The sequence below is a fragment of the Ligilactobacillus saerimneri genome (genome assembly GCF_036689625.1).
Taxonomy (GTDB): domain Bacteria; phylum Bacillota; class Bacilli; order Lactobacillales; family Lactobacillaceae; genus Ligilactobacillus; species Ligilactobacillus saerimneri.
In genome coordinates this window covers 1,348,491-1,374,431 of record NZ_CP144759.1, presented here as the reverse complement: position 1 = coordinate 1,374,431, position 25,941 = coordinate 1,348,491, and the positions used below count along the sequence as shown (strand labels likewise).

20 protein-coding genes and 1 pseudogene are annotated in these 25,941 nt (G+C 42.1%); 14 read left to right on the top strand and 7 right to left on the bottom strand.

The window, feature by feature from the left end:
- Window positions 1-2 precede the first annotated feature (2 nt).
- The 5 genes from V3C97_RS06700 to V3C97_RS06680 all read left to right on the top strand — a co-directional run bounded on the left by V3C97_RS06700 (window position 3) and on the right by V3C97_RS06680 (window position 4,728).
- A complete protein-coding gene (locus V3C97_RS06700; RefSeq protein WP_338434064.1) occupies window positions 3-1,031 on the top strand; it encodes an ABC transporter permease in 1,029 nt (342 codons plus the stop codon).
- 8 nt (window positions 1,032-1,039) lie between these two features.
- Complete coding sequence (locus V3C97_RS06695) at window positions 1,040-2,110, top strand: ABC transporter ATP-binding protein (RefSeq protein ID WP_180848704.1); 1,071 nt, start codon at window positions 1,040-1,042, stop codon at window positions 2,108-2,110.
- A gap of 13 nt (window positions 2,111-2,123) precedes the next feature.
- On the top strand, window positions 2,124-3,122 hold the full coding sequence (locus tag V3C97_RS06690; protein ID WP_338434063.1) for an ABC transporter ATP-binding protein: 999 nt from the start codon (window positions 2,124-2,126) through the stop codon (window positions 3,120-3,122).
- A 188-nt stretch (window positions 3,123-3,310) separates the two neighbouring features.
- Complete coding sequence (locus tag V3C97_RS06685; protein WP_422392850.1) at window positions 3,311-3,958, top strand: ABC transporter ATP-binding protein; 648 nt, start codon at window positions 3,311-3,313, stop codon at window positions 3,956-3,958.
- Window positions 3,958-4,728 (top strand): ABC transporter permease, encoded by a 771-nt coding sequence (locus V3C97_RS06680; protein ID WP_009551156.1) that lies wholly within the window; start codon window positions 3,958-3,960, stop codon window positions 4,726-4,728. Before V3C97_RS06685 ends, V3C97_RS06680 begins: the two co-directional genes overlap by 1 nt.
- A 149-nt stretch (window positions 4,729-4,877) precedes the next feature.
- On the opposite strand, the gene V3C97_RS06675 is transcribed toward V3C97_RS06680, so the two are convergent.
- From V3C97_RS06675 to V3C97_RS06665, 3 genes are all read right to left on the bottom strand, one after another.
- Complete coding sequence (locus V3C97_RS06675) at window positions 4,878-5,549, bottom strand: histidine phosphatase family protein (protein WP_009551154.1); 672 nt, start codon at window positions 5,547-5,549, stop codon at window positions 4,878-4,880.
- Between the two features lie 23 nt (window positions 5,550-5,572).
- Entirely contained in the window at window positions 5,573-7,426 is a 1,854-nt protein-coding gene (locus V3C97_RS06670) for a monovalent cation:proton antiporter family protein (protein ID WP_009551152.1), read from the bottom strand.
- A 141-nt stretch (window positions 7,427-7,567) separates the two neighbouring features.
- Entirely contained in the window at window positions 7,568-8,275 is a 708-nt protein-coding gene (locus V3C97_RS06665; protein WP_009551150.1) for an MIP/aquaporin family protein, read from the bottom strand.
- A gap of 319 nt (window positions 8,276-8,594) precedes the next feature.
- Between V3C97_RS06665 and helD the strand changes: the two genes are divergently transcribed.
- Window positions 8,595-10,904: an RNA polymerase recycling motor HelD gene (helD, locus tag V3C97_RS06660; RefSeq protein WP_338434061.1), complete on the top strand. Its 2,310-nt coding sequence runs from the start codon at window positions 8,595-8,597 to the stop codon at window positions 10,902-10,904.
- A 58-nt stretch (window positions 10,905-10,962) separates the two neighbouring features.
- On the opposite strand, the gene V3C97_RS06655 is transcribed toward helD, so the two are convergent.
- Together V3C97_RS06655 and msrB are read right to left on the bottom strand one after the other, a co-directional pair.
- A complete protein-coding gene (locus V3C97_RS06655) occupies window positions 10,963-11,706 on the bottom strand; it encodes an alpha/beta hydrolase (RefSeq protein WP_338434060.1) in 744 nt (247 codons plus the stop codon).
- A 165-nt stretch (window positions 11,707-11,871) separates the two neighbouring features.
- Entirely contained in the window at window positions 11,872-12,291 is a 420-nt protein-coding gene (gene msrB / locus V3C97_RS06650) for a peptide-methionine (R)-S-oxide reductase MsrB (RefSeq protein ID WP_027826425.1), read from the bottom strand.
- A gap of 105 nt (window positions 12,292-12,396) precedes the next feature.
- On the opposite strand from msrB, the gene V3C97_RS06645 reads away from it, so the two are divergent.
- Window positions 12,397-12,777: an iron chaperone gene (locus V3C97_RS06645; protein WP_338434059.1), complete on the top strand. Its 381-nt coding sequence runs from the start codon at window positions 12,397-12,399 to the stop codon at window positions 12,775-12,777.
- Window positions 12,778-12,880: 103 nt separating this feature from the next.
- Here V3C97_RS06645 and V3C97_RS06640 read toward each other — a convergent pair whose 3' ends face one another.
- Window positions 12,881-13,444 carry a GDSL-type esterase/lipase family protein gene (locus tag V3C97_RS06640; protein ID WP_278838190.1) on the bottom strand — a complete coding sequence of 188 codons (564 nt, stop codon included), beginning with the start codon at window positions 13,442-13,444 and terminating at the stop codon, window positions 12,881-12,883.
- Between the two features lie 125 nt (window positions 13,445-13,569).
- Between V3C97_RS06640 and V3C97_RS06635 the strand changes: the two genes are divergently transcribed.
- The 4 genes and pseudogenes from V3C97_RS06635 (at window position 13,570) to V3C97_RS06615 (ending at window position 22,113) form a co-directional block, all read left to right on the top strand.
- Entirely contained in the window at window positions 13,570-14,403 is an 834-nt protein-coding gene (locus V3C97_RS06635) for a DUF6612 family protein (protein WP_338434058.1), read from the top strand.
- 167 nt (window positions 14,404-14,570) lie between these two features.
- Window positions 14,571-15,494, top strand: a complete 924-nt coding sequence (coaA, locus tag V3C97_RS06630) for a type I pantothenate kinase (RefSeq protein WP_180848695.1) — start codon at window positions 14,571-14,573, stop codon at window positions 15,492-15,494.
- 126 nt (window positions 15,495-15,620) lie between these two features.
- Entirely contained in the window at window positions 15,621-17,159 is a 1,539-nt protein-coding gene (guaA, locus tag V3C97_RS06625; protein ID WP_422392862.1) for a glutamine-hydrolyzing GMP synthase, read from the top strand.
- A 206-nt stretch (window positions 17,160-17,365) separates the two neighbouring features.
- A pseudogene (locus V3C97_RS06615) lies at window positions 17,366-22,113 on the top strand (type ISP restriction/modification enzyme).
- Between the two features lie 46 nt (window positions 22,114-22,159).
- Here the strand turns inward: V3C97_RS06615 and V3C97_RS06610 are convergent.
- Window positions 22,160-23,044, bottom strand: coding sequence for a hypothetical protein (locus tag V3C97_RS06610; protein WP_338434054.1), 885 nt, complete (start codon window positions 23,042-23,044; stop codon window positions 22,160-22,162).
- 262 nt (window positions 23,045-23,306) lie between these two features.
- Here V3C97_RS06610 and V3C97_RS06605 point away from each other — a divergent pair, with 262 nt between their 5' ends.
- From V3C97_RS06605 to V3C97_RS06595, 3 genes are all read left to right on the top strand, one after another.
- Entirely contained in the window at window positions 23,307-23,636 is a 330-nt protein-coding gene (locus V3C97_RS06605) for a hypothetical protein (RefSeq protein ID WP_338434053.1), read from the top strand.
- Window positions 23,633-24,751 carry a hypothetical protein gene (locus V3C97_RS06600; protein ID WP_338434052.1) on the top strand — a complete coding sequence of 373 codons (1,119 nt, stop codon included), beginning with the start codon at window positions 23,633-23,635 and terminating at the stop codon, window positions 24,749-24,751. Before V3C97_RS06605 ends, V3C97_RS06600 begins: the two co-directional genes overlap by 4 nt.
- Before the next feature lie 581 nt (window positions 24,752-25,332).
- Entirely contained in the window at window positions 25,333-25,908 is a 576-nt protein-coding gene (locus tag V3C97_RS06595; protein ID WP_338434051.1) for a hypothetical protein, read from the top strand.
- Window positions 25,909-25,941 lie beyond the last annotated feature (33 nt).

Below are 25,941 nucleotides of genomic sequence, written 5' to 3'. Positions count from 1 at the left end.
ATATGGCTGAAGAAAAACTGAATTTAACACCCCAGGACTTTGAGCCCGTATCTAAGAACGAAAAGGGCGACGATGAAAAGATCGCAGCTCCTTCCCTGACTTTCCTTCAGGACGCATGGCTGCGACTCAAAAAGAACAAGGGGGCAGTTGTTTCCCTGTTCATTATCATCATTATGTTAGTAGTTGCTTTCGGTTCAAGTTTCTTTATTACCAATGCCCAACTGGTAAAGTCTGCCCCACAATATGCAAACTTGCCAGCTAAGATTCCAGGCATTGATATCAATGGCCTGAACGGGAAGTTGAAGATGGGGGGCGCATGGGTTGATGCCTATGCTCAAAACAACGTACCTGCTAACAAATACTTTATTTTAGGGACTGACTACTTAGGTCGTTCCTTAGCGCAAAGAATTATTTACGGGACTAAGGTTTCCTTGATCGTTGCGATTGTAGCGACATTCTTTGACCTTGCCATCGGGGTTTCCTATGGGATCATCTCCGGTTGGAAAGGTGGCCGTGTTGATAACGTTATGCAACGGATTATTGAAGTTATTTCTTCTGTGCCAAACCTGGTTATTGTGGTGCTGATGTTGCTGGTATTTAAGCCAGGGATGACATCCATCATCTTAGCCTTGGCCATCTCTTCTTGGACAACAATGGCCCGGATGATTCGTGCTGAAACGTTATCCTTAAAGACCCAAGAATATGTTCTGGCTGCCCGGACACTGGGCGAGTCACCAAGCAAAATTGCTTGGAAGCACTTAGTGCCGAACCTTTCCAGTATCATTATCATTCAAACAATGTACACTATTCCAAGTGCAATCTTCTTTGAAGCCTTCTTGAGTTTCATTGGGATTGGGATTTCTGCTCCGCAAACTTCACTTGGGGTACTTCTGAATGACGGACAAAAGAACTTCCAGTTCTTGCCATACCAAATGTGGTATCCAGCAATTGTCCTCTGTGTACTGATGATTTGCTTTAACCTGTTAGGTGACGGCTTGCGTGACGCATTTGATCCAAAGACAAGAAGGTAGGTTAGATTATGGCTGAAAGAATTTTAGATGTACAAAATCTTAAAATTGATTTCCACACATATGCAGGTGAAGTCAAGGCCATTCGCGATGTCAGCTTCCACCTTGACCGGGGTGAAACACTGGCAATCGTAGGGGAATCAGGTTCGGGTAAGTCCGTAACCACAAAGTCTTTGATGGGTCTGTTAGCAAACAACGCCAAGGTCAAAGGCGGACGCGTAATGTTCCATGGCGATGATATCCTGCAATATTCAGAAAAGAAAATGCAGACTATTCGGGGCAAGGACATTGCAATGATCTTCCAGGATCCGATGACTTCTCTGGATCCAACTATGAAGATTGGGCGGCAAATTGCTGAACCCCTGATGAAGCATAAGCATGTGGACAAGAAAAAGGCGTTGGAACAAGCAGTTGAAATGCTCCGTTTGGTTGGGATCGTTAACCCTGAAGAACGGGTCAACGACTACCCCCACCAATTCTCTGGGGGGCAGCGGCAACGGATCGTGATTGCAATCGCTTTGATTTGTTATCCAGAAATCTTGATTGCCGATGAACCAACGACTGCCTTGGACGTAACAATCCAAGCGCAGATCTTGGATTTGATGAAAGAATTGCAACAAAAGATTGAAACTTCAATCATTTTCATCACACACGACTTAGGGGTTGTGGCCGGAATGGCTGACCGAGTAGCTGTGATGTATGCTGGTGAAATCTTGGAATACGGGACTGTGGATGAAATCTTCTACAATCCTCAGCACCCATATACTTGGGGCTTGCTGAATTCCATGCCAACATTGGATAGTAAGCACCTGGAATCAATTCCGGGGACGCCACCAGATCTTTTGGATCCACCAAAGGGTGATCCATTTGCACCACGGAACCCATATGCGATGAAGATTGATACCGAAAAGAAGGCACCATTCTTCAAAGTATCCGAAACCCACTATGCCTCAACATGGTTGTTAGCACCAGGGGCACCTAAGGTAACACCGCCTGCCGAAATCCAACGGCGGCAAAAAATCTATGCTAAGTTAAAGAGTGGCGAACTTAGTCGGGCAGACGTCGCTAACTTGGCTGAATAGGGGGGAAATGTACATGCCAGAACAAAAGAAGAAACTTTTGCAAGTCAAGCACTTGAAACAATACTTCAACGTTGGCAAGCCAGATGAACTCCATGCCGTTGATGATATGACCTTTGATATCTATGAAGGGGAAACATTTGGTTTGGTAGGTGAATCAGGTTCCGGTAAGACAACGACAGGACGGGCAATCATCCACTTGTATGAACCAACCGATGGGGAAATTATTTTTAACGGTAAGGATGTTAGCCAGCTCAAGAGTCGGAAGGAACGGCTTGAATTCACGCGGGAAATGCAGATGATTTTCCAGGATCCATACGCATCTTTAAACCCACGGATGACAGTGCGGGATATTATTGCCGAAGGGATTGATATCCACCATTTGGCTAAGAATGAGCAAGAAAGAAACGACCGGGTAGCTGAATTACTGGATACAGTTGGTTTGAACAAAGACCATGCTAGTCGTTATCCTCACGAATTCTCTGGGGGGCAGCGGCAACGGATTGGGATTGCGCGGGCATTGGCTGTTGATCCTAAGTTTATCATTGCCGATGAACCAATTTCTGCCTTGGACGTTTCGATTCAAGCTCAAGTAGTTAACCTGCTCAAAGATTTACAAGAAAAGCACGGTTTAACATATCTCTTTATCGCCCACGATTTATCTATGGTGAAGTACATTTCTGATCGAATCGGAGTTATGCACTATGGTAAGCTATTAGAAGTCGGTCCGGCTGATGAAGTATATACACAACCACTGCATGATTATACTGCTAGTTTGATCTCTGCTGTGCCTGTTCCTGATCCTGAGTTTGAACGGAACAGACGGCAAATTCCTTATGATGCAGCTGCGGAAGACGAAAGCGACGGCGTCCCACGTAAGCTGCATGAGATCACACCAGGTCACTTCGTACGGTGTACAGAGGCAGAAGTTCCGATGTATAAAGAACGGGCAGCCGAAAATGCTAAAAAAGCTCAGGCTCAAGCAGCTGAAAGAGCTGAACTCATTGAGGAATAAAGACCAATTATTAGTATTCCAACCAATTTTAAGTAAGTCTCTAACAGATGAACGGTAATAGGGTGAGAGGTTTCTCACTCCACAAAAAACAGGATGTTGCTGAGCAGCATCCTGTTTTTCGTATAAGCAAGATATTGGTGATTAATTTAGAAATATTATAAAATGTTCTCAAAAAGAAGCGGGAAGTGATGAAGATGGCAGAAGCGATCATTACGATCAATGATCTGGATTATACTGTCAAAGATCATACTGTTTTACAAGATTTTAATATGCAGGTGATAAAGGGCGATTATTTAACAATTGCCGGACCTTCGGGAAGTGGTAAGAGCACCCTTTTGAAGCTGATGGCAGGCTTTCTCAGCCCTGACCGGGGAACGATCGTCTATCAGGGGCAAGATCTAACGACTTATCCCATCACTGACTACCGGCAACAAGTTTCATATTGTATCCAACAGCCGTTACTATTTGGAACAACAGTCATGGATAATTTTATTTTTCCGTATCAAATAACTAACCAGGCAGTTGATCACGACCGTATCCAGCATTTGCTGGCGGCAGTCGACCTGCCCCAAGAATATACCCAAAAGAAAATTACGGAGTTGTCTGGGGGCGAACGCCAGCGTGTGGCCCTAGTACGTAACCTCTTGTTAGAACCACAAGTCTTATTGCTGGATGAAGTAACCGCTGGTCTTGATGAACGGTCCAAACAAATTGTTCTGGATTTGTTAGCCGTAGAACACCAGCGGGGCAAGACGTTGATCAAGGTAACGCATGATACAGATGAGATCCATACGGCACACCACCTGGTACATTTGGAAAAAGGAGGAGTTAGCTAATGCAAGGTTTGGCAGTTTCCAACTTATCGCTACTACTGGCGTTGTTTCTGGTAGTTGTAGCGATGGGGATTAGTGTACGGGAGAAGTTAGATCTCCACCGGGATATTATCTACGCTATTTTACGGGCAATTATTCAATTAACAGTTGTAGGTTACGTTCTCAAAGCAGTCTTTCATGTCGCTAACATCTTTTTGACCTTAACCTTGACGCTGATCATTATTTTGAATGCGTCATGGAATGCTTACCAACGAAATGGCCGCCAAAAACGTGGCTTTATCTACTCATTTATTGCAATTTTTTCAAGTACAACAGTGACAATCATGATTCTAGTTTTATCTGGCTCAATCCGACCGGTGGCCCAACAGTTAGTACCCATTTCCGGGATGATTGCATCCAATTCGATGGTGGCGATTGGGTTAGCATACCGGGCAATGCGGACACAATTCAAGCAACAGGCCCAGCAGGTCAACGAAATGTTGGCTTTGGGAGCAACTGGCTTTCAAGCCTCCCGGGCAATAATTCGGGAAAGTATCAAAACGGGCATGCAACCGACGATTGATTCGGCTAAAACGGTCGGATTGGTCAGCCTGCCAGGGATGATGTCAGGTTTGATTTTTGCGGGCGTGGATCCGGTTTATGCGATTAAGTACCAGATTATGGTGACGTTTATGCTAATGTCAGCGACAAGTATTGGATCAGTGATTGCTATTTATTTGTCGTACCGCAATTATTTCAACGACCGCTTGCAGCTGGTCTTACCAGAAGAGTGATGGTTTCAAAAGGATGTAGCTTAGGAAATGTTTTTAGTGTGATGATAGTTTGCCCCGTATTTTAGTGTCAAGAATGATACTATTCAGGCGGGGCATAAAGTTAAGGGAAACAAAAAGGAGCACCGCATTAGTGCTCCTTTTTTGGCATTTTAGTATTCTTGATCATCGCGGGAGTGATTGTAATAGTCAACTGTGACATCATCTGCGGTAACCGTAAAGCGGGTAACACTCCCGTTTTCCAGGTGTTCGCTGAGAATATCGAATTCAGGTTTGAAGCGATTAACCATATGGCGGATGAGGATACTGTGGCCAGTGATGAGAATGTTATCACCATCATGGGCAGTCTGCCGTAGACCATCTAAACCACGGTTGACCCGGGTCCAAAACTCAGTCGTGTTTTCAGCATCTTTGAACGGATCAGCTTCTTTCAAGAAGTTGAGGACTGCATCCATCCCGTAACGGGCTACGATTTCATCGTAAGTTTTGACTCCATGGGGCATTCCCGCCATGAACCAAGCCTGTTCAGCATCATTTCCTTCGAAGAATCCAAAACCTTGTTCACGGAAATCATAGTTGGCAACTGGGGTAGGTAATTGATCGCGGTAATCATTATTAGCAATCACGAGTTGGGCCGTTTTAAGGGTCCGTCCCACGCCACTATAATAGATTTTGTCGAATTTAACATGAGCAAGGTGGCGGCCGGCAGCATTAGCTTGAGCAATCCCTTCGTCATTGAGGTCAGAATCACACCAGCCTTGAAGACGGCGGTAGTGGTTGAGCATTGTCCGCCCGTGGCGAACGAGATAAAGTTTAAAAGCCATGTTTGAGTCGTCCTTTCGCATAGTTAGTCATTACGCTTCCCGATCTTTTGTTGCAATTCACGCGCGGTATTCTTATCCCCAGTTAGGAGTAAGTGGTCATACAGGCGGATACGCGTATTCCCGTGAGGGGCAATCGTCTTGCCGGCCCGAATGATCCGAGAGATCGTTAGCTTGTCAGTACCAGGCAGGTCCTTGATGTCGGTGCCATCGTACTTCGCATTCGTAACTTCAATTTCAAAGATACTGAAATCTTCTTGCTGAATAAACCGGAGCATTGATGGGGTTTCAACCATTGACCGGGTCATCCCCACATTAGTATCAAAGGCATCAAAGACTTCAATTCCCTGAGCAAGAAGAGCATTTTCGGTTGTATCCATTGGTTCACGGTTTTCAAGGCGACAGATTACCCGAGGAACCCCGTATTCCTTAGCAGCCGTCGCTAACTTGACGTTGGTTGAGGTGTCAAGGTGGGCCAATAAGAGAATATCAGTATCAAAAACTTCGTTGTCAATCAGACACTGGACATCCGTTGAGGCCAATTTTTGCACATTGGCTTGTGAATTATATGTGGAGTAGTTTTTCTCCCGGTCAGTAAAGAGGGTGACATCGTACCATTCTTTAGAAAGCTGTTGTGCAGCACTAACAGTAACCAAGTTAGCTCCAATAATCGATACTTGGGTTTTCTTCATATCTTCTACTTCTGGACGATAGAGTTTGTTGAAGACGAGGGGACCGAAGATACAAGTCAGAATAGCAGCTAACATGAAAGCGCCCGACTGCTGGCTGGAGATTACGTGGAGTTCTTCAGCCACTTGCAGTGTTGCTAAAACCAAAGTAATAGTTGTTCCAGAAAGGAAGGATGCAGCCGCTGCGTTCCGCTGGGAGAAGCGGCGAACAAAGCCAAAGTATGCTGGCAGTTTAGCAACGACATAAGCAATAAAGAACAACGGAATTAAGATCAAGGTTGTTGGTGATTGCATCAATGCGGGAATATCGAGCTTGACCCCAGTCAGAATAAAGAAGAAGGGGATCAAAAACCCGTATCCAACGGCATCGAGGTGGCGTTGCGTACTCTTAACTGGTTCAAGTAATTTAACCACGATCCCAGCGACGAAAGCCCCGAAGATATTCTCGGCCCCTACCCCAGTAGCAGTAAGAACCAGAGCAATGATTACCATGAAAGAGAGGCGGATATCCAGCTGGGTAGTTGATTTGTTGATGTTGTCAAAGAAAGTAAAGAAACGCCGAAAACGGTGGAAAAGGAAGGCCGCTAGGATGAAAAGTAGGGAAATCAACCAGAGGCTGCCCCCCCGACCGCTATGGACGGAAGAATACACGGTTAAGGCTAGCATTGGAACAACTTCACCAAAGATGGCAAAGAGGAGGACCGCTTGCCCAAACTTTTTGCTCAGCAGTTCATTTTCTTTCAATAAGGAAATGACGATTCCTAAAGAAACGGTCGCAAAGAGGATAGTGGCCAAAGCGACATCGGTAAAGAGTCCGGAGACTTTAAACAGCATCGCTAGAATGAAAGAGGTAACGACGCTAAGAACATAGGCAATTGAAGCGGCCAACAAGGGTGAGGTGTTGGGAGTTGCTGCCATCCGTTTTTGTTCTAGTGGGGACGGATCAACGTTTTTCTTGAACAAGGAAAAGTCAATTTCAAGACCACTAAGGAACATCAGCATGATCACCCCGAGAGTTGAGAGGTAGGCGAGCGAACTATCAATGTGGATAACATTTAAGCAACTCTTACCGAGGATAATTCCGACCAAAATCTCAGCGACTGAGGTAGGAAGAATGGAAACTTTAAATTTGGCTAGTAACAGCGGGACGAAGAACGCCACGATTGTTACCAGTAACAGTGAAACTGTCATAAAAAATGAATACTCCTTTCAGGAAAATATTGACTACATTATAGCGAGAAAAACTATAAATGGCTACTGAAAGCAACAAACCGGTGAATTCCGCAGGGAACTCACCGGTTCGTTAATACTTATGTAATAATTGCTATTAGCTTACATAATTAATGCTTGTAAGCCAGTTGCAGCCAAACTACCTACTAATGGACCAACAAATGGTACCCAGGCATAAGCCCAGTCAGCAGTAGTCTTGTTTGGTACAGGCAAGATAGTATAAGCAAAGCGTGGTGCCCAGTCACGTGCAGGGTTCATAGCAAAACCAGTTGCTCCTCCCAGTGCTTGACCGATAACCATAACCAAAAGCCCAATGATGAATGGCTTCAAACCTTCGCTGAAGTCACCCAGGTTCAAGAGAACGAAGACTAAGGCAAAGGTTGCGATGGCTTCACTGCAGAAGTTGAAGAAGTTGCTTCTGATCTGACCACCAGTAGCAAAGATCCCAACGTTGTTACCTTCTTCAGCTGTTTTGGTTTCCTTAAATTGTGGGTAGTAATGCACAATCACAATAGCAGCCCCGGCAAAGGCACCTAAGAATTGGGCCAAGATGTAAGGAGCAACTTGACTCCAAGGGAACTTACCAAAAGCTGCAAAACTCAAAGTTACAACTGGGTTCAAGTGAGCTTCTGAGCCCAAGTGACCTGCAACGTAGATGGCAAAAGCAAAAGCCAATCCCCATGCAAAAGTGACGTAGTGCCAGTTAGAACCAGACGCATGAGTTTTCTTCAAAGTTACTGAAGCGCCGATCCCAACCCCGAACAAGATAAGGACAAAGGTTCCGAAGAACTCTCCCAAAAATCCAGACATAATAATCCTCCGTAGACATTTTTACAATTTTAACAGTGATAGATTTTACCTGAAAACGACTTAAAATGAAAGTCTTTTTTGTGTTATTTTCATAACTTGTTTTCAAAAGCGAAAAAAGAAGGAGATCACTGGTACAGTAACATTTAATGGCATGGATATATCTAAAATAAAAAGAGAGTACCGGCGAATTATTCGTTCATTTACAGAAAACGATTTCATATGGTGGAGGGGGATTGTTTGAACCATAACTAGAAAAAATGCTACAATATTATGCTAAGAAATTGAGTGTTTAATAGTGATCAAACTAGGGGGCAAGCAAATGAGCTCGAAACCAGTTACTAAACAAGATGAACAAAAACGTATGGATATGGTTGTGGATAAGATCAAAGTTGCTGCAGCAGCCAATCAAAAGAAAATCGCTGCTGTTGAACGGGATAAAGAAAATATGCAGGCTGATTTTAATAAGAACCTGCGGATCAATACCAGTACCTATTCCGGGATGATGGATACCGCGATGACGATTCGCCAACAGCAACAAGCGCTGGCGGAGCGGGAGAATGCCTGGCAGAGTGCTACTCGGGAGTTGGGAATGTTGCAAAAAATGGAGCACAAGCCCTACTTTGCGCGCATCGATCTCCAGGAAGCGGGTGAAGATAAGACCGAGGCAATTTATATCGGTCTGGGTTCCTTTGCAGATTCACCCGATCATTTTTTGATTTATGACTGGCGGGCGCCGATTTCCAGTGTTTACTATGATGGACAACTAGGACATGTGACCTATAATAGTCCGATGGGAAAGCAAGAAGCTAATCTCAAATTAAAGCGACAGTTCGTAGTTGAAGATGGTAAGATCATTACCCTCTTTGATACCGATGAAACTGTGGGGGACCAGATGCTTTTGGACGTGTTGGGCGATGCTTCTGATACTAAGATGAAAAGCATCGTGACCACAATCCAGCGGGAACAAAATAAGATCATCCGGGATACTAAGTCGGACTTACTCTTTGTTCAAGGGGCAGCCGGTTCGGGAAAAACTTCGGCTGTTTTACAACGGGTGGCCTTTCTATTATATCGTTACCGGGGGAACCTGACTTCAAGCCAGATTATCCTCTTTTCTCCTAACCAGTTGTTCAATGATTATATTGATCAAGTGTTGCCAGAACTAGGGGAACACAATATGGTGCAGATGACCTACTATCAATATACCCAACGGCGCCTACCTAAACTTAAAGTAGAAACTTTGGCCCAGCGCTTTGCTGAAGCCGACGACCGGCAAGCACGACGGCTCCAAGCGTTGAAAGATAGTTTACGGATGTTCAAGGCTACTAGCAACTATGCCAAGTACCTCAATCGCAAAGGAGTACGGTTCCGCGACCTCAAATTCCAGGGGAAGACGTATTTTTCTAAAGAGGAAATTAGTGCAATTTACTATGGATTCAATGAATCATATAGCTTGCGCAATCGGCTTGAAGGCACAGTCAATAAACTTTTGCATAAGTTACAAAGCCAAATCGGACGGCTAGCTAAGACGGATGAGGTGGAAAAAGCAATCCAGGACTTGAGCCAAGAACAGTTAAACGCTTTGTACGGCGATCATCCAAAAGACGCAGGTAACGGAACTGCGGAATTAAGCTTTTTAGCTAAACGTTATGTTCAAAAACAGTTGCAACCACTACGCAGAGCGATCTTAAAGGGATGGTTCTTTAATGTTAGTGGACAATTTATTCACTTCTTGCGCCATGTGCCTGACCTGGTTAACCTGAATGATTATGGGGTAACACCCGCGGAATGGCAGGCAGATGTTGATGCAACAATTGCTGCTATCAAAGCAGGCCAGATGGCGATGAGTAACGTGACACCGTACTTATACCTGTATGATTTGATTACTGGTAAACGGGGCGATACCAAGATGCGGCATGTGTTTATTGATGAAATTCAAGATTATAGTGCCTACCAATTGGCGTACCTGAAGTTCCGTTTCCCACGGGCTAAGTTTACGATGTTAGGAGACCTGAACCAGGCAATCTTTACGGGAGAAAATAGTCACAGTTTATTGAAAGAATTGAGTACGATGTTTGCTCCGGAAAAAACTCAAGTGGTGCAATTAACTAAGTCCTATCGTTCAACCCAGCAAATTACTGATTTTAGTCGGGAAGTATTGATCAATGGGGAAAAGGTCACTGCTTTTGCTCGTAATGGGGCGATTCCTACAATCACGGTAGCCAAAAGCTCCGACCAGTTGCTGGCCGGAGTTATCCGCCAGGTCCACCAAAATGAAGCGGCTAAGATGACAACTGCTATTATTGGGAAAACGCTGACTGAATGTCAGGAATTAACCAAGAAACTTAAAGCACATAAGTTGCCAGTTACATTGATTAAAACGGAAAATCAACGGCTGGTTCCAGGGACGATTGTTGTACCGGCATACCTGGCTAAGGGGTTAGAGTTTGATGCGGTAATCGTGTGGAATGCCAACCGCAAGAATTATCATTTTGAAAGTGAACGTCAGCTAGTATATACGATTTGCTCACGGGCTATGCACCAATTAGATATCTTTGCGGTGGGTGAGTTGACCCCATTGATGGATAGTATTGATCCGGAATTATACGAATTAATATATATTCAATAATTTTAATTAAACCCTCTCGAGTGTGGTCTACGATCGCTACCGAGAGGGTTTTTAGGTATTATTTGGTTTGTGTTGTAGGTAATCCATGCAACCATGCAGTCAATGTGTGGGCAATCTGTACTTGTTGTTCTTGGTTTGAAATAGTTGCGGAACGATCACCTTTTTGTAAACCATAACTGCCGAAGCCACTGTGATTGCCACCAGGAATGGTAACAAATTGGGTGGTTGTTGGGAGGTATTTTTTGTTGTTGGAATATTTGTCCCAGTTCAAAACACCATCCCGATTCCCGGTGATATTAAGAACGGGTAGTCCGCTGTGATCGAGCCGTCCTTTTTGATCAGCATAAGCTGCGAGGAAAAAGACTCCTTTGAGGTGGGGGTCGTGCTGGTGGTGGGCATAGCGAGCGGCCATGGCTCCGCCTAGGGAATGACCGCCAAGTACATAGTTTTCATCGGAGCCAATAACTTCATGGACTTTATCTGGTGCTAGGACAGCCAGGTTGAGGGGAAAATGAACAATTTTCACAGTGTAACCAGCTTGTGCTACCTGCTGGGCCCAAGGAGCATAACTCGCCGGTTGTACAAGTGCTCCCGAATAGAAGACGACCGTTAGTCGGCTGTGTTTGGCTTTAAAAGTAGTGACATCTTTAGTTGTATGAGCAGATCTGACAGCCTGCTGGGCAGTTGTAGTGGGGCGGTAGGTAGCATGGTGAAGGTACGCTCCGCCGATTCCGATTATTAACCCCAGTATGAGGACAAGGATCTTCCAAATGTGCTTTAAGCGATAGTGTTTCTTTGGCATGTGATTTCCAACTTTCAAAATAGGATATTACAGTATAACAGAAGAAACTGAATTGTATAAGGCGTAAATAAAGACTTATGAGCCACCAAAAAGTCATCGAAACCAACGGCGAAAGTTTGTAAAAAAAGCCAAGCTACGCAAATCAGGCGTTGCTTGGCTTTGGTATTATTTGAACAGGTTCCGGTATTCCCCATACCCTTCTTTTTCTAGGTCAGCGACTGGGATGAATCGTAGTGCGGCTGAATTAATACAGTAGCGGAGACCACCACGGTCAACTGGTCCGTCGCAAAAGACGTGCCCTAAATGAGAATCAGCCCCCTTAGACCGAACTTCGGTACGTTCCATTCCAAACGATTGGTCGCGCTTTTCTTGGAGCTTAACCAAAGGTTTAGTAAAGGCAGGCCAGCCACAACCAGAATCATATTTATCTAGGGAAGAAAACAAGGGTTCACCAGAAACGACGTCGACATAGATCCCATCTTCAAAGAAGTTGTCATACTTACCAGTAAAGGGCGCCTCTGTTCCGGCTTCCTGGGTGACTTTGTATTGCAATGGTGTTAAGTGTTCCAAATCTTTTTTGACCACAATAATCCCCTCCAATAATCATTCTTAAAAACCAGGTTACTCTATCAAATGACTTTTGGGAAGTAACTTGCTTAGGTTAAAATAGAAGTAAACGGAGGTGCTAAGATGGCTTTTTACGACGATTATTTAGCAAAAATTGAGAATCCGGACCACCGGCAAAAAATGGCAAGGGTTTTGCAGTGGGTTGAAAAACGTTACCCCAATTTGGCGGGGCGGATTGCCTGGAATCAACCAATGTTTACGGATCATGGGACATTTATCATTGGTTTTAGTGTGGCCCAAAAGCATTTTGTATTTGCCGGTGAAGACGAAATCATTGCGGCTTTTGGTCCAGAGTTTGACCGGTTAGGTTTGTCCTATGGTAAAAAGTTAGTTCGCGTAAGTTTTGATCAGGAAGTTCCGTATGATCTCTTAGCTAAAGTGATTGAGTATAACATTGCAGATAAACAAGACTGTCAGACATTTTGGCGCCCACGCGCAAAGTAAGTTGGAAAGTTAGTAAAAGTTAAGGGGTTGGGAGAAAACACTGTTTTCTCACCAGCCCCGCTTTTATTACTAATATTTCCCACTCACTTTCTTTAATAACCGACTAATTGCGGTTGAGTTGGGTCTTAATCAGAGGTAACAGGTGGTTAGTTAACAGGCGATAAGCATCCTTGGAATAGTGAATGCCATCAGCTTGTAAAAGTTTGTCAGAAGAATATTGCTGGCAGACTTGTTGCCAATTGAGGGTGGGGATTTTATTAGCTTGCCCAACTTTTAGAACTACTTGGACATACTGGTTCATTGTGACAAATAACGGTGTTGCTTGTTGGGCGTCTCTACTGGTGATTCCGGGAGTGACGAGGACACAGCGTTGGCGACCAATTTTGTCGATCATTGTTTGCAAGGCTGTCTGAAAATCTTTCGGACTGGTATTAGGGTCGGCACAGTCATTGGTACCAAAAAAGATAACAACGACTTGGGGATTAGCACTGAGAACGTCGGTTTGTAGCCGGGTCAAGGCTGTTCGGGCTTGGTCACCGATACCACCACGATTGATGATTTCATAGGTGCCCAAGGCATCCCGAATCATTCGTGAAAAGAGGGGGGAAGGGAAGCCATTAATCACACCAGCAGTGATGCTGTCGCCAAATAAGACGATATTATGCATTGAAAGTCATTCCTTTCTTTATCTGATTTTACGCATTTAAGTTTATCTATATTTTAGCACTAGCGTGTCAAGCTGTTGAAAACTTACTGTATGATAAAATTAAGCGTGAAAGGAATGGTGGAATAATGCTAACCAAAAAGTATCGCCTGGTCTTCAGCCTGGTTTTGATGATGGCTGGAGTTCTGAGTGCATGTAGTAGTACGGCAAATACTACTAATTCAGGCAATGAACAGCAGGCGCAAAAGCTTGCGCAACGGACGATTGGAAAGCTCAATAAGCAAAAAAGTTTACAAGTAACACTAAACTCACGGGTCAAATCAACGACAACGAGCAAAAAGCGTAAAAAAACGGAAAATTATGAGTATACGATGGCGGTAGCCTACCAGAAGAAACCGGACATTATGCGGATTGAGACGACTATTGTTACTAGAAAAAAGACCAGTGCTGCCCCAGTATATTTAAATGATTATGATGTATATACCAAACCCAATGATGGGCAGTGGGTCAAAACAGCAGCTAATCAAGCGGGGTTTGACTTTGATACCCAAAAAGATCAATATGCAGCAGTGAGCCTACTCAAGCGGATGGCAACAAGTAGTAAGCTCCATGTGAAAACGCGTAAAGGGCAGTACATATTAACCTACCGGGGGCATGGTGATAGTGCAACCGAGATGGTCAAGGACGCACTAGGCGTTGGCAATCCTGGGAATGACTCCGGAATGGGGGCTGTGATTGATCAGATGAATGTTGAATCCTTTGACTATCAGATTGTGATCGATCGGCATAGTTTGTTGCCACAGTCATACCAAGGCAAGATCAAGATGACAACTAAAGATGGAACTAAGGTGGCCCAAACGCAGAGTCTCAAGGGCAAGTTCAGCCAGTATAACCAAGTGCCAACGATAACTTTGCCTGAAGCTAAGCGGGTAACGACGACAAGTCAAACAACAAATAATTAAGACCAGTTTTTATGAATAAAGTGGAAGCGAGAGGAAATGGTTAGGCAGAGAAGCCGTTTTTCTTAACGCTTTCACTTTTCTGATGGGGTAACTTGTGTTGTTTGCCTAAGAATATGCTATAATTTTGGCATTATTGAGCAGAGATGCAGGAGAAATAAATATTAAAGATGGAAGATCAATTAAATTATTATCGGCTGGCTCGGGACGAGTGGCAACGCCTTCGGACGGGTGAAATGGTAGCGACTTTAACTGCAGATGAACTCCAACAGATTCAGTCGCTGAACGACCGCATTTCATTACGCGACGTTGCCGAAGTTTATATGCCATTAGTCCATTTATTGCGGGTATATTTACGCAATCATCGGGCTTTAAACCGGGATCAAACTAAATTTTTAGGTATCACGGAACAACCCAATCCCTTTATCATCGGGATTGCTGGTTCAGTAGCCGTTGGCAAGAGCACAGTAGCGCGACTTTTGCAGATTCTTTTGAGCAAGCTTTTGCCACAAGAAAAGGTTCAAATGATCACTACGGACGGTTTTCTTTATCCTAATGCGGAGTTGCAACGGCGGGGAATTATGGATCGGAAAGGCTTCCCCGAAAGTTATGACATGCAGCGGCTGATTAATTTTATCGATGATGTAAAAAATGGGCGCCCAGCCTATGCTCCCCGGTACTCGCACCAGGTGTATGACATTGTCGCTGACGAGTATGATACAGTGGCTAGTCCAGATATTTTAATCGTTGAAGGGATCAATGTCTTGCAGTTGCCCTCCAACCAGCAGATCTATGTCAGTGATTATTTTGATTTTTCATTGTATATTGACGCCCCGGAGAGCTTGATACAGCAGTGGTACTTGGAACGCTTTGGGATGCTATTGGATACAGCCTTTCAGGACCCAACGAATTATTATTATGACTTGGCTCAACAAGACCGCAAGGAGGCTTTTGCCTTTGCTAAGCAAGTGTGGCAGAAGGTTAACCATACTAACCTGCACAAGTTCATCCTGCCGACACGAAACCGAGCTAATTTGATTATTCGCAAAGGAGTCGAACATCGGGTTAATGAACTGTGGTTGCGCAAGACGTGATTATTAGGACTCGGCAAGAAATCTTGCTAATCGTCCTAACTTGATGATATATTTCCATTACTGTACAATAGAAAAAAGCAATAATTCTTGAGAAATGATGAGGTGAATATCTTGGCAAATGTGGATATGCAGGCTTTCGACAAAATCATTGTGCTTGATTTTGGGAGCCAGTATAATCAATTGATTACCCGGCGGATCCGGGACTTTGGGATCTACTCTGAACTGTTATCCCATAAGATTACAGCTGCGGAGATTAAGAAGATTAACCCTAAGGGTATTATCTTCTCAGGTGGTCCGAACAGCGTCTATGCAGACGGAGCCTTCACAGTTGATCCAGATATCTATAAGTTAGGTATTCCAATTTTGGGGATCTGTTACGGGATGCAGCTGATGGCCCACAACTTAGGTGGTAAGGTTGAATCAGCAAAGGATTCTGAATACGGTCGGGCAGATATTGAGGTTACTGACGACAATGCGGTAATGTTCAAAGACTTGCCTAAAGACCAGTATGTATGGATGAGTCACGGGGACTTGGTTACTGAAGTACCAGCTGGCTTTACCGCTACGGCTACAAGTGCTAACTGCCCAATTTCAGCGATGGCTAATAATGCTAAGAAGTTCTATGGCTTGCAGTTCCACACTGAAGTTCGGAATACTCAGTACGGTTTAGATATTTTACGACGGTTTGCCTTTGATGTCTGTGGTGCCGAAGCTAACTGGACGATGGATGACTTCATTAATTTACAAGTTGCCAAGATTAAAGAAGAAGTTGGCTCCAAGAAGGTGATTTTAGGTCTTTCTGGTGGGGTCGATTCTAGTGTAGCTGCTGTGCTGTTGAACAAAGCCATTGGCGATCAGTTGACTTGTATCTTTGTTGACCACGGTTTGCTGCGGAAGAACGAAGCACAACAAGTAATGGATGCTTTGAGCCGTGATCTTGGGGTTAACATTGTCAAGGTTGATGCTGCGGACCGCTTCTTAGGCAAGTTAGCCGGGGTTACTGATCCTGAACAAAAACGGAAGATTATCGGTAATGAATTTATCGAAGTCTTCAACGAAGAAGCTTTGAAGATCAAGGATGTTGACTTCTTGGCTCAAGGAACACTGTATACTGACGTCATCGAGTCAGGGACAGATACAGCCCAAACGATTAAGTCCCACCATAACGTTGGGGGCTTGCCAGAAGACCTGCACTTCAAGTTGATTGAACCATTACGATCCTTGTTCAAGGATGAAACCCGTGAACTTGGTGAAAAGTTAGGTATTCCGCATGAATTAGTATGGCGGCAACCATTCCCAGGTCCTGGTTTAGGGATCCGCGTAATTGGTGAAATTACTGAAGAAAAACTCCGCATTGTGCGTGACACTGATGCAATTTTACGCGAAGAAATTGCTAAGCATGGTTTGGACAAGGAAGTATGGCAATACTTCACTGTTCTCCCAGGGATTCGTTCTGTTGGGGTTATGGGTGACGGTCGGACTTACGACTACACTATCGGCATTCGGGCAGTGACATCTATTGATGGGATGACAGCTGACTTTGCCCAATTACCATGGGATGTCCTCCAAGAAATCTCTGTCCGGATGGTCAACGAAGTCGACAACGTGAACCGCGTAGTCTACGATGTTACTTCCAAGCCACCGGCAACGATTGAATGGGAATAAGTTGCTAATGCAACTTGAGAGAGGAAAGCCTATTTAACAACGTTTTCGGGCACAACTTCTAACCAAAATTTACTAAAAATGATATGGTAGTCTGCCAAAAGTCTGCCAAAGCTAAAAAAGATCCACCACAAATTTTGTGTTGGATCTTTTTTTTGATGAGTTAGAAAGTATACAATGTGAATATACATATTTATGGAGGAAAACAAATGAGTACGTTTAATGAACTAGTTAGTCAGATTGATAGCTATATGACTAATCAGCGTGATCGGGGAACGGCATTTGAAAAACTAGTTGTCGCTTATTTAAAAAATGAACCAGCTTTTAAAAATAAGTACAGTGATGTTTGGATGTTGAATGAAGTTCCTGAAAAATATCATATTTCTAAGCAAGATACTGGGGTTGATATTGTTGCCCGTGATCGGATGACGGGGAAATTAACCGCAGTTCAAGCTAAATACTATAAAGGCAAAGTTGGTAAGAATACGATTAATTCATTCATTGCCGAAACCAGCAAGAATTACTATACTGATGGGATGATTGTTTCTGCAACTGATGAATGGAATCGGAATGCCAAGAAAGCAACCGAAGGCTTATCCAAAGATATTGCGATCGTCGGACTGTCGCAATTACAAGCCGCAAACTTTGATTGGCAATTGTTCGACTTTGATTCTTACGCAAAGAACTTACAACGGAAGCCAAAGAAGTTAAGAGATTATCAAGAAGAAGCAATCGCAAGATCTCTGGCATACTTCAAGGATCATGATCGGGGTAAGTTGATTATGGCACCTGGGACCGGGAAAACTTTTACCAGTTTGAAGATTGCGGAAGCAATGATGAACGAGGCGGGGAAAGATAACTATAACGTCTTGTATTTGGTGCCAAGTATTCAGTTATTATCCCAAACCTTATTCAACTGGAATTCAGATAAAGATGATGATATCACCATGGTTTCTTTTTCAGTAGTTTCTGATAAAAAAGCTACTAAGAAGAAAATGGGACAAGAGGATCTGAGTGCTAGAGATGTTGGTTTTCCAGCGACAACAGATGTTGATGAACTGATGGCAAACTATGCCCAAGTAAAACATCATGCTGGGAAAACAATGACAGTAATTTTTTCTACATATCAATCAATTGATGTAATTCATAATGCCCAACAGGCGGGTTATCCGAAGTTTGATTTGATTGTTGCTGATGAAGCCCATAGAACAACTGGTGCGAATGCGCAGGGTAATTCGAGTGTCTTCAACAAGGTCCACCACGATAAATATGTGGCGGGGGGAGTAGACTCTACCAAACCGCTACTCCTAAGATCTATGGGGCGGATGCCAAGAAGAAAGCTGACGATCAAAGTATTGAACTGGCATCAATGGATGATGAGGATATTTATGGTAAGGAAATTTTCCGTTTAGGTTTCGGTGATGCAGTTGCCAGAGGTTACCTAACAGACTATAAAGTTTCCATCATTAGTGTTGACGAGCACTTCATCAATAAGAGTATGCAAAGCATCATGGCAAATGATACCAGTGAGTTGCAAACAGATGATGTGGGTAAAATCATCGGTGTTTGGAATGCAATGGTTAAGCGGACAGGAAAAAATGGTGCTGTTGAGGGAGCACCGATGAAGCGTGCGATTGCCTTTACTGATACGATTGCTCACTCTGAACAAATTGCTAACGAGTTTAATGATGTTGTTAATGATTATTTAAATGAAGTTAGTGATGGTAGTTATTCTGTTAATGTGAAGCACGTAGATGGTTCTTTGAATGCTTTGCAGAAAAAGACAGCATTGGACTGGTTGAGTGATGATATTCCTGAAAATGAAGCCCGTGTTCTGTCCAATGTGCGCTTCTTAACCGAAGGGATTGATGTTCCTAACCTGGACGCAGTGATTTTCTTTAGTCCGAAAAAGTCCCAAGTTGATATTGTGCAAGCCGTGGGACGGATTATGCGGAAGTTTGAAGGTAAGGAATATGGCTATGTGGTCTTACCGATTGTTTTAGACAATAGTGCTGATCCAACTAAAGCGCTGGATAATAATGACCGTTTTAAACAAATCTGGCAGGTGTTAAACGCATTGCGTTCGGTTGACGAACGGTTTGAAGCCGAAATCAACAAGTTGGAATTGAATAAGCGGAAACCAAAGAAAATCAGTTTTACTGATATTAAAAATCCACCAGATAATACTGTTAGTGAAAATAACAATAAGGACAATAACGATAATAGCGATAATGGTAACGAAAAAACACACCGCGATCCAGAACAGCTATCGTTGAATTTAGAAAAAGTATCTGATTTAGAACAGGCATTTTATGGTAAGATCGTGCAAAAAGTTGGTGACCGCCGTTACCTGGAAGATTGGTCCAAAGACGTTGCTGAAATTGCCAAACGTCACATTACTAAGATTAATGATCTGATTACTAGTCAGCCAGGGGCAAAGCAAGCCTTTGATGTCTTTTTGAAGAGTCTGCAAAATAATATCAATTCCTCTGTGGATCAAAAACAGGCGATCGAGATGTTAGCCCAGCATTTAATTACTCAACCAATTTTTGAAGCTTTATTTGAAGGGTATAGCTTTGTTAGAGATAACCCAGTATCTCATGCGATGAATGATGTGGTATCAGCTTTCTCTGTCTTTGGTTTTGACCGGGAACAAAAGGAGCTAGCCCCATTCTATGAATCAGTGAAACTGAGAGCATCAGGGATTGATAATGCCGAAGCTAAGCAAAAAATCATTGTCACCTTGTACGATAAGTTCTTTAGAACAGGTTTCAAGGAAACCACTGAACAGCTAGGGATTGTCTTTACTCCTGTTGAAGTAGTTGATTTTATTGTTAAATCTGTTGACTATGCCTTGAATAAACACTTTGGTAAAAGGTTATCAAGTAAGAACGTTCATGTTTTGGATCCATTTACAGGTACAGGGACCTTTATTACCAGAACACTCCAATATCTCAAACGGCAAATGGATCAGGGAGAGATTACGTTTGAAGATATTCAACATAAATATAACAATGAACTCCATGCCAATGAAATTATCCTGTTAAGCTATTACATTGCTTCTATCAATATTGAAGCCGTTTTTGATGAAGTTAATGGACCTGAGCGGGGTTATCAACCGTTTGAGGGAATTGTTTTAACTGATACTTTCGAAAGTACTGAGCGCGAAAATTCATTTATGGATGAACTTCTTGGTGAAAATAATGAACGACTAAAGAAGCAACAGGAACAACCAATCACAGCGATTATCAGCAACCCACCATATTCTGTAGGACAAAAGAGTCAGAATGATAATAATGCTAACCAACACTACGTAATTCTAGAAAAAAATATTCGTGATACTTATTTTAAAAAAGCGTCATCAAATGCTAAGAATGCATTGATGGACAGTTATGTAAAAGCATTCAGATGGGCAACTGATAGACTAGCTGGCAAAGGTGTTATAGGTTTTGTAACTAATGGAAGTTTCCTAGATACTAAAACCACAGATGGGTTAAGAGCTTCATTGTATGAAGAGTTCAACCATTTATATATCTTTAATTTACGGGGAAATCAGCGCACTTCTGGGGAACAGTCGCGTAAAGAAGGCGGAAAGATTTTTGGGTCAGGAAGCCGAGCTCCGATTGCGATAAGTATTTTAGTTAAAGACGGTTCAGATGATCATGAAATTCATTATCATGATATTGGTGATTATCTTAGTCAAAAAGATAAATTGAAGATCATTAGCGATTTTAGTTCAATTAAAAATATTGATTGGACGGAAATTACTCCTGATGAAAACAATGATTGGATTAATCAGCGAGATCCCGCTTATCAAAGATACTATTCAATCGCAAATGCAAAAAATGGAGTTTTTTCATGTGGAGCTATTGGAGTTGGAACAGGCAGAGATTCATGGGTTATTAATTTTAGTAACAAGGCTTTGCTAGAAAATGTAAGTAAGATGATTGCAAACTATAACCTTGAAAGAGAAAGAGTTAATAATTCACTGGATGGGCAAAGAACTGTTGCAGCTCTTAACAAAAATGCAAACTATATAAAATGGACTAGTGAACTAGAAAAAAAAGCGATAAATAATGTTCCTATTGAATTTTATAATGATAAGATTGTCGAAACTTTATATAGGCCTTTTGCTAAAAAATATATGTATTATGATCGTGAATTAATTCATCGTCCAGGAAAATTTTATAAGCAGTGGGGAGAATCTAATTTAGCTATTATAACAACAGGACGTGGAGCTGGGAGAAATTTTTCTGTACTAATAACAGGATTGATTCCTAATGCACATACTCTGGATACAGGACAGAGTTTTATGCGTTATGATAATTCTGTTGATGAAGGATTGCTTATTTCCAATAATAGCAATTTAAACGTGAATTTTGCTCAAAAATTAGGTGTATCCTTAGATGATACTTTTGCCTATGTATATGGCTTGCTTAATTCAAGGGAATACCAAGAAAAGTATGCTAATGATTTAAAGAAGGATTTAGCTAGAATTCCAATTGTCAAGGAGAAAGAAAAGTATGTAGAAATCGGCAAGAAACTTATGGATTTACATCTTAATTATGAAGAAGTACCTATGTATGAAGAGATTTCAATTGAAAGTAAAACTGATCCAAGTTACCAAGTTAAGAAGATGAAGTTTGCCAAAGTCAGAAATTCTGAGACAGGCAAACTTGAGAAAGATCGGTCTACAATCATTTTTAATACAGATCTTACAATTAAAAACATTCCTGAAAAAGCATATGAATATGTAGTTAATGGTCGTTCAGCTATTGAGTGGATTATGGATCAATATCGGGTTAAAACTGATAAGAAGTCAGGAATCACGGACGACCCGAACGATTTCAGCGATGATCCAAAGTATATATTTAATCTCTTGTTGCGGATTATTAATGTTTCAGTCCAAACAGTGGACTTGGTTAATAGTCTGCCTAAGTTGGAGATAGTTGAATAATAGTAGGTAGTAAAAAAGCGATGGGGGGTACACCATCGCTTTTTTGTTAATCTTTTTTAGAGGCTGTTAGCTTTGAGGGAATCTCGTAGATACTTAAAATGAGATCATCAAGCCCTTCGCAGGGGTGAGTCACACCAAAATAATACAGCTTAAAGTAAGCTAGCTTAAAAGCACTTTCCCACACTTCCTGCGGATTTTCAGGACGTTGGGCCCCGTAGCTACCTGATTTTTTATGTGATTCTTCAAATGAGTTCGATAATGATTCCAGACGTTTAACTAAAAAATTGTTCCTGATTTCATCGTTTTTAGCAATAATATCAAAGATATCAGCTGTTGCAGCTTCAATAAATTCAGCTGGCACAAAAGCTTCAAGTACTTCAGAAAGTTCCTCTTTTTCAGAAGAACTTTCCTGATGTTTCAAACTGCGCGTCCGGGAGGTCAAAATAACGTCGGCAAGTGTATTTTTCATGCTTTCAAAAGATGGATTTTCTAGGTGCGTGATCCTCTTTGAAGTTTTCAGGGGTAACTCACTCTTAAAATAGCAAAAAACGTCATGCAATAAGTCATCTGCTAAGTAAAGTTCTCCAGAGGAACGAAGAAACTTGTAATTGATTCCTTCTTTCCCCAACTCCTTTGCTTTTCGCCCGATGGCATCAACGCCCTTCCTTTCTTTCAACCCCACAATGAGGCTCTCTTCTAAGATGGCAGCGAATTGGTGAGGCAACAACCCATCATTGATGATGGCTGTAACGCGATTAATTGAGTGCCAAAGTAAATTTTTTTGGGAATCGTATAAAACACCCTCAATACGTGAAACGGGCTCCGCATGCAATGGGTCTGGTTGCTTGAGTACCTGAGGTACCCCATAAAACGGGTCTACAGTTGAAAAATATGGGCTCACTTCGTCTTTCTTAAAAAAGTATTTTGTCATGATGGACACTCCTTTTTAATATGATTTTCTGAGAGCTATTTGAAACTGTTAGCTCTCTGAAGTATAAGTTACTAACTTTTTCACCTTCTGTGTGTCAACTTGAAGTCAAATAAATTTAAACCAAAAATTGAAAATCAAAATCGCTTCATAGCAACGTTTATAAGGTGCTTTTGAAATTAAGTTGACAACATGATTTTTAAGTTTTAGGTATGATTAAACCATCAGATCTGATGCAAACAAATAATTTTTAAGGAGAATTTTTATGAAAATTCAAAATTTCTCAGGGTATACAGAGCAAAACTATCAAGCGCAGTTTAGCGGTGTTACACCGCGGGTTTTACTCGGTTCGGGGTTAGAGGCAAGGCTAAAATTTGATGCTGAGACTGGTCGACCAGTTGAGTCGGGCGAGATCGAAAGTAAGCGGTTATGGGTCTACTACCCAGGTCTAGGGGTGCAAGCTGTTAAGTTGCCAGCTGATTACAGTTTGACAAAGGACGTTGAAGATTTGGCGGAAATTGAGTTGATTTCTCCAGAAGGGTGCATTATTGGCTCGGAGATCTATGTGCGAGCTAAAGGGGTAAAGAGTAAGTGATGCTTTTTCCATCAGAAGAAGTTAGATCTACTGAAACTGTTACCTATATTAAAAGCGTGATTATGTACACGCTTTTTTCGGATGCCAATCAAAATGCTGAGTATGAGGTTGAAGAAGTTGAAGGGGGATTTATTTTTATTCCGATTTATCCGATTACTTATGTTATTGATGAAGCCTTCTATAATAGACTTTTCACGATCTTAAACCTGGCATTGACGCCGATGTACACTTTAATTCGTCCGCTTACGATGCAGGTAATCACGCTTAGAAACCGTTCGCCTTCCCAATCTAGGGGATTATTTATCCCTGCTAGAAAAGGAAAGCCACAGCGGTTAAAGGGAACTATTTCGGAGCTTGCAGGCAGGTATAGACAAACAGGCGGAATCTCTATTATGGATATTTTATCTTGGGACTTCGTGCGCTCACCTCATGCGATTATTACGGGTGTGAGTGGTAGCGGCAAAAGTTACTTTTTAAAGTATCTTTTCACGGTGTGTTCACTGATAGGTGATACAGTTGCGATTGATCCTAAGGGAAGTGATTTAGCTCGGTTGGCTAAAAACCAAAGTGCAAAAGGTATTATCATTCCATCCTTTGTTGATCAAGGAGGAAGCGGTGGTATTGGGGGAAAATTTCTCCAGGAAGTGGTTAGTACTTTGAAAAAGGTAGAAGCCCAGATGTATTTGCGGCAAGGCAAGCTATACCAAGCTACTAAGAAGGTTTCCACTGATTACAGAGAGATCGGACTTAAGCCGATTTTCATCTTCATTGATGAGTTGGCAGCCTTGATGACTGGAGCTACTAGGCAGGTAAAGCAGGACTTTCAAGATACATTAACGCGGTTAATTGTTTTAGGGAGAGAAGCGGGAGTATATCTCGTCTTGTCGATGCAGTCAGCCCGTGCGGAGTATTTACCGACCATTGTTAGGGATAGTATTTCGCTAAGAGTTCAGTTAGGGCGGATTAATTCAGAAAATACGCGTTTTTTGTTCCCTGAGCTTAGTGAGATGCCTATGGTGCCAATTGGTGGTAAAGGCTCTGGAATACTAAGCATTGCTGGTGATCCACGTTATGCAGGGATTGAGCCTGTGTTGACTCCGACAATTTTAGACTAAAGGTTATGCGGTCGTTTTGAAGACTAGAAGTGTCAATTAGTTTGACAGCGAGTTTAAATTATTTGATTTTGAAAAATGGTATACTAAAAGATTTTTGATCACGAAAAATGAGTTGTTGCTACCGTCAAAGGATCAAAAGAGTTCATATATGCGACACTTTTGTAACAGAAATGGATCATTGTGCGACACTTTTGTAGCGAAGCACATCAAGTATGTGTGGAAAGTGTAACAAATTAATACAATTTTGATACACTTTCGAATCACTTTATTTGAAGGTGCGAACAAAGGGGGTGAGAGTTTGTTCTATTTTAGAAAGCTCTGGTCCTTGATATATCTGGTGTTAGGAACGTTTTACCTAGTTTGTGAGTATGTATTAGTAAAAATTATTGAATACATTGCTAACTTACTAAGTATATCTGGAAAGATACATTTTGCTACTAAAGTGCATCATTTTACGACACTTTTGTAACAAAGATGATTCATAATGCAACACATTTGTTGCATTATGTGTGGAAAGTGTAACGAGTTAATACAGTTTTGCATCACCTTATTTTAAAGTTATGAACCAAGGGGGTGGGAGTTTGCTCTATTTTAGAAAGCTCTGGTCCTTGATATATCTGGTGTTAGGAACATTTTACCTGATTTGTGAGTACGTATTAGTAAAAATTATTGAGTATATCGCTAATTTGTTGAGTGTATCTGGAAAGATACATTTTGCTACTCAATTGAATTATTTTGTGACAAAAGTGCATCACTTTACGACACTTTTGTTATATATCGTAACCATTTTAAGTGTGTTATTAATCGTTTGGTTATTAATCGATATTTTTAGTGGACAGTTAAAGCTAGATCTTAAGTCAGCACAAATTACCCGCCTTTTAAGAAGGCAAGTTTCAAGTGAGAGTATGCAAGTTGTTGCCAGTGAAGAAAGAAGTGCTAATTGCTGGATCCGTAAGGGTAGGATTATCCAGCGTGATAATAAATTGATGTTTATTATTCCTTGTTTTGGAAGCAGCACGGTTGCAGCCATCATTCAAAAGAGATGTGAAGACTATCTCTTGAAGTGGCTAGATAACAATTTTCCAAGGACTAAGTGGACACCACTTGATACTAAGACAAGCGGTCTGGGAACTTGGTTGATAGTTAGAGAAAAGTAGAAAAAATTCATCAGGTCATTATTTGGCGGGCAT

Bases quoted from the DNA above. Each gene is read 5' to 3' on its own strand.
- V3C97_RS06700 (WP_338434064.1), top strand. From the start codon at position 3: ATGGCTGAAGAAAAACTGAATTTAACACCCCAGGACTTTGAGCCCGTA.
- V3C97_RS06695 (WP_180848704.1), top strand. From the start codon at position 1,040: ATGGCTGAAAGAATTTTAGATGTACAAAATCTTAAAATTGATTTCCAC.
- V3C97_RS06690 (WP_338434063.1), top strand. From the start codon at position 2,124: ATGCCAGAACAAAAGAAGAAACTTTTGCAAGTCAAGCACTTGAAACAA.
- V3C97_RS06685 (WP_422392850.1), top strand. From the start codon at position 3,311: ATGAAGATGGCAGAAGCGATCATTACGATCAATGATCTGGATTATACT.
- V3C97_RS06680 (WP_009551156.1), top strand. From the start codon at position 3,958: ATGCAAGGTTTGGCAGTTTCCAACTTATCGCTACTACTGGCGTTGTTT.
- V3C97_RS06675 (WP_009551154.1), bottom strand. From the start codon at position 5,549: ATGGCTTTTAAACTTTATCTCGTTCGCCACGGGCGGACAATGCTCAAC.
- V3C97_RS06670 (WP_009551152.1), bottom strand. From the start codon at position 7,426: ATGACAGTTTCACTGTTACTGGTAACAATCGTGGCGTTCTTCGTCCCG.
- V3C97_RS06665 (WP_009551150.1), bottom strand. From the start codon at position 8,275: ATGTCTGGATTTTTGGGAGAGTTCTTCGGAACCTTTGTCCTTATCTTG.
- helD (WP_338434061.1), top strand. From the start codon at position 8,595: ATGAGCTCGAAACCAGTTACTAAACAAGATGAACAAAAACGTATGGAT.
- V3C97_RS06655 (WP_338434060.1), bottom strand. From the start codon at position 11,706: ATGCCAAAGAAACACTATCGCTTAAAGCACATTTGGAAGATCCTTGTC.
- V3C97_RS06645 (WP_338434059.1), top strand. From the start codon at position 12,397: ATGGCTTTTTACGACGATTATTTAGCAAAAATTGAGAATCCGGACCAC.
- V3C97_RS06640 (WP_278838190.1), bottom strand. From the start codon at position 13,444: ATGCATAATATCGTCTTATTTGGCGACAGCATCACTGCTGGTGTGATT.
- V3C97_RS06635 (WP_338434058.1), top strand. From the start codon at position 13,570: ATGCTAACCAAAAAGTATCGCCTGGTCTTCAGCCTGGTTTTGATGATG.
- coaA (WP_180848695.1), top strand. From the start codon at position 14,571: ATGGAAGATCAATTAAATTATTATCGGCTGGCTCGGGACGAGTGGCAA.
- guaA (WP_422392862.1), top strand. From the start codon at position 15,621: ATGCAGGCTTTCGACAAAATCATTGTGCTTGATTTTGGGAGCCAGTAT.
- V3C97_RS06610 (WP_338434054.1), bottom strand. From the start codon at position 23,044: ATGACAAAATACTTTTTTAAGAAAGACGAAGTGAGCCCATATTTTTCA.
- V3C97_RS06605 (WP_338434053.1), top strand. From the start codon at position 23,307: ATGAAAATTCAAAATTTCTCAGGGTATACAGAGCAAAACTATCAAGCG.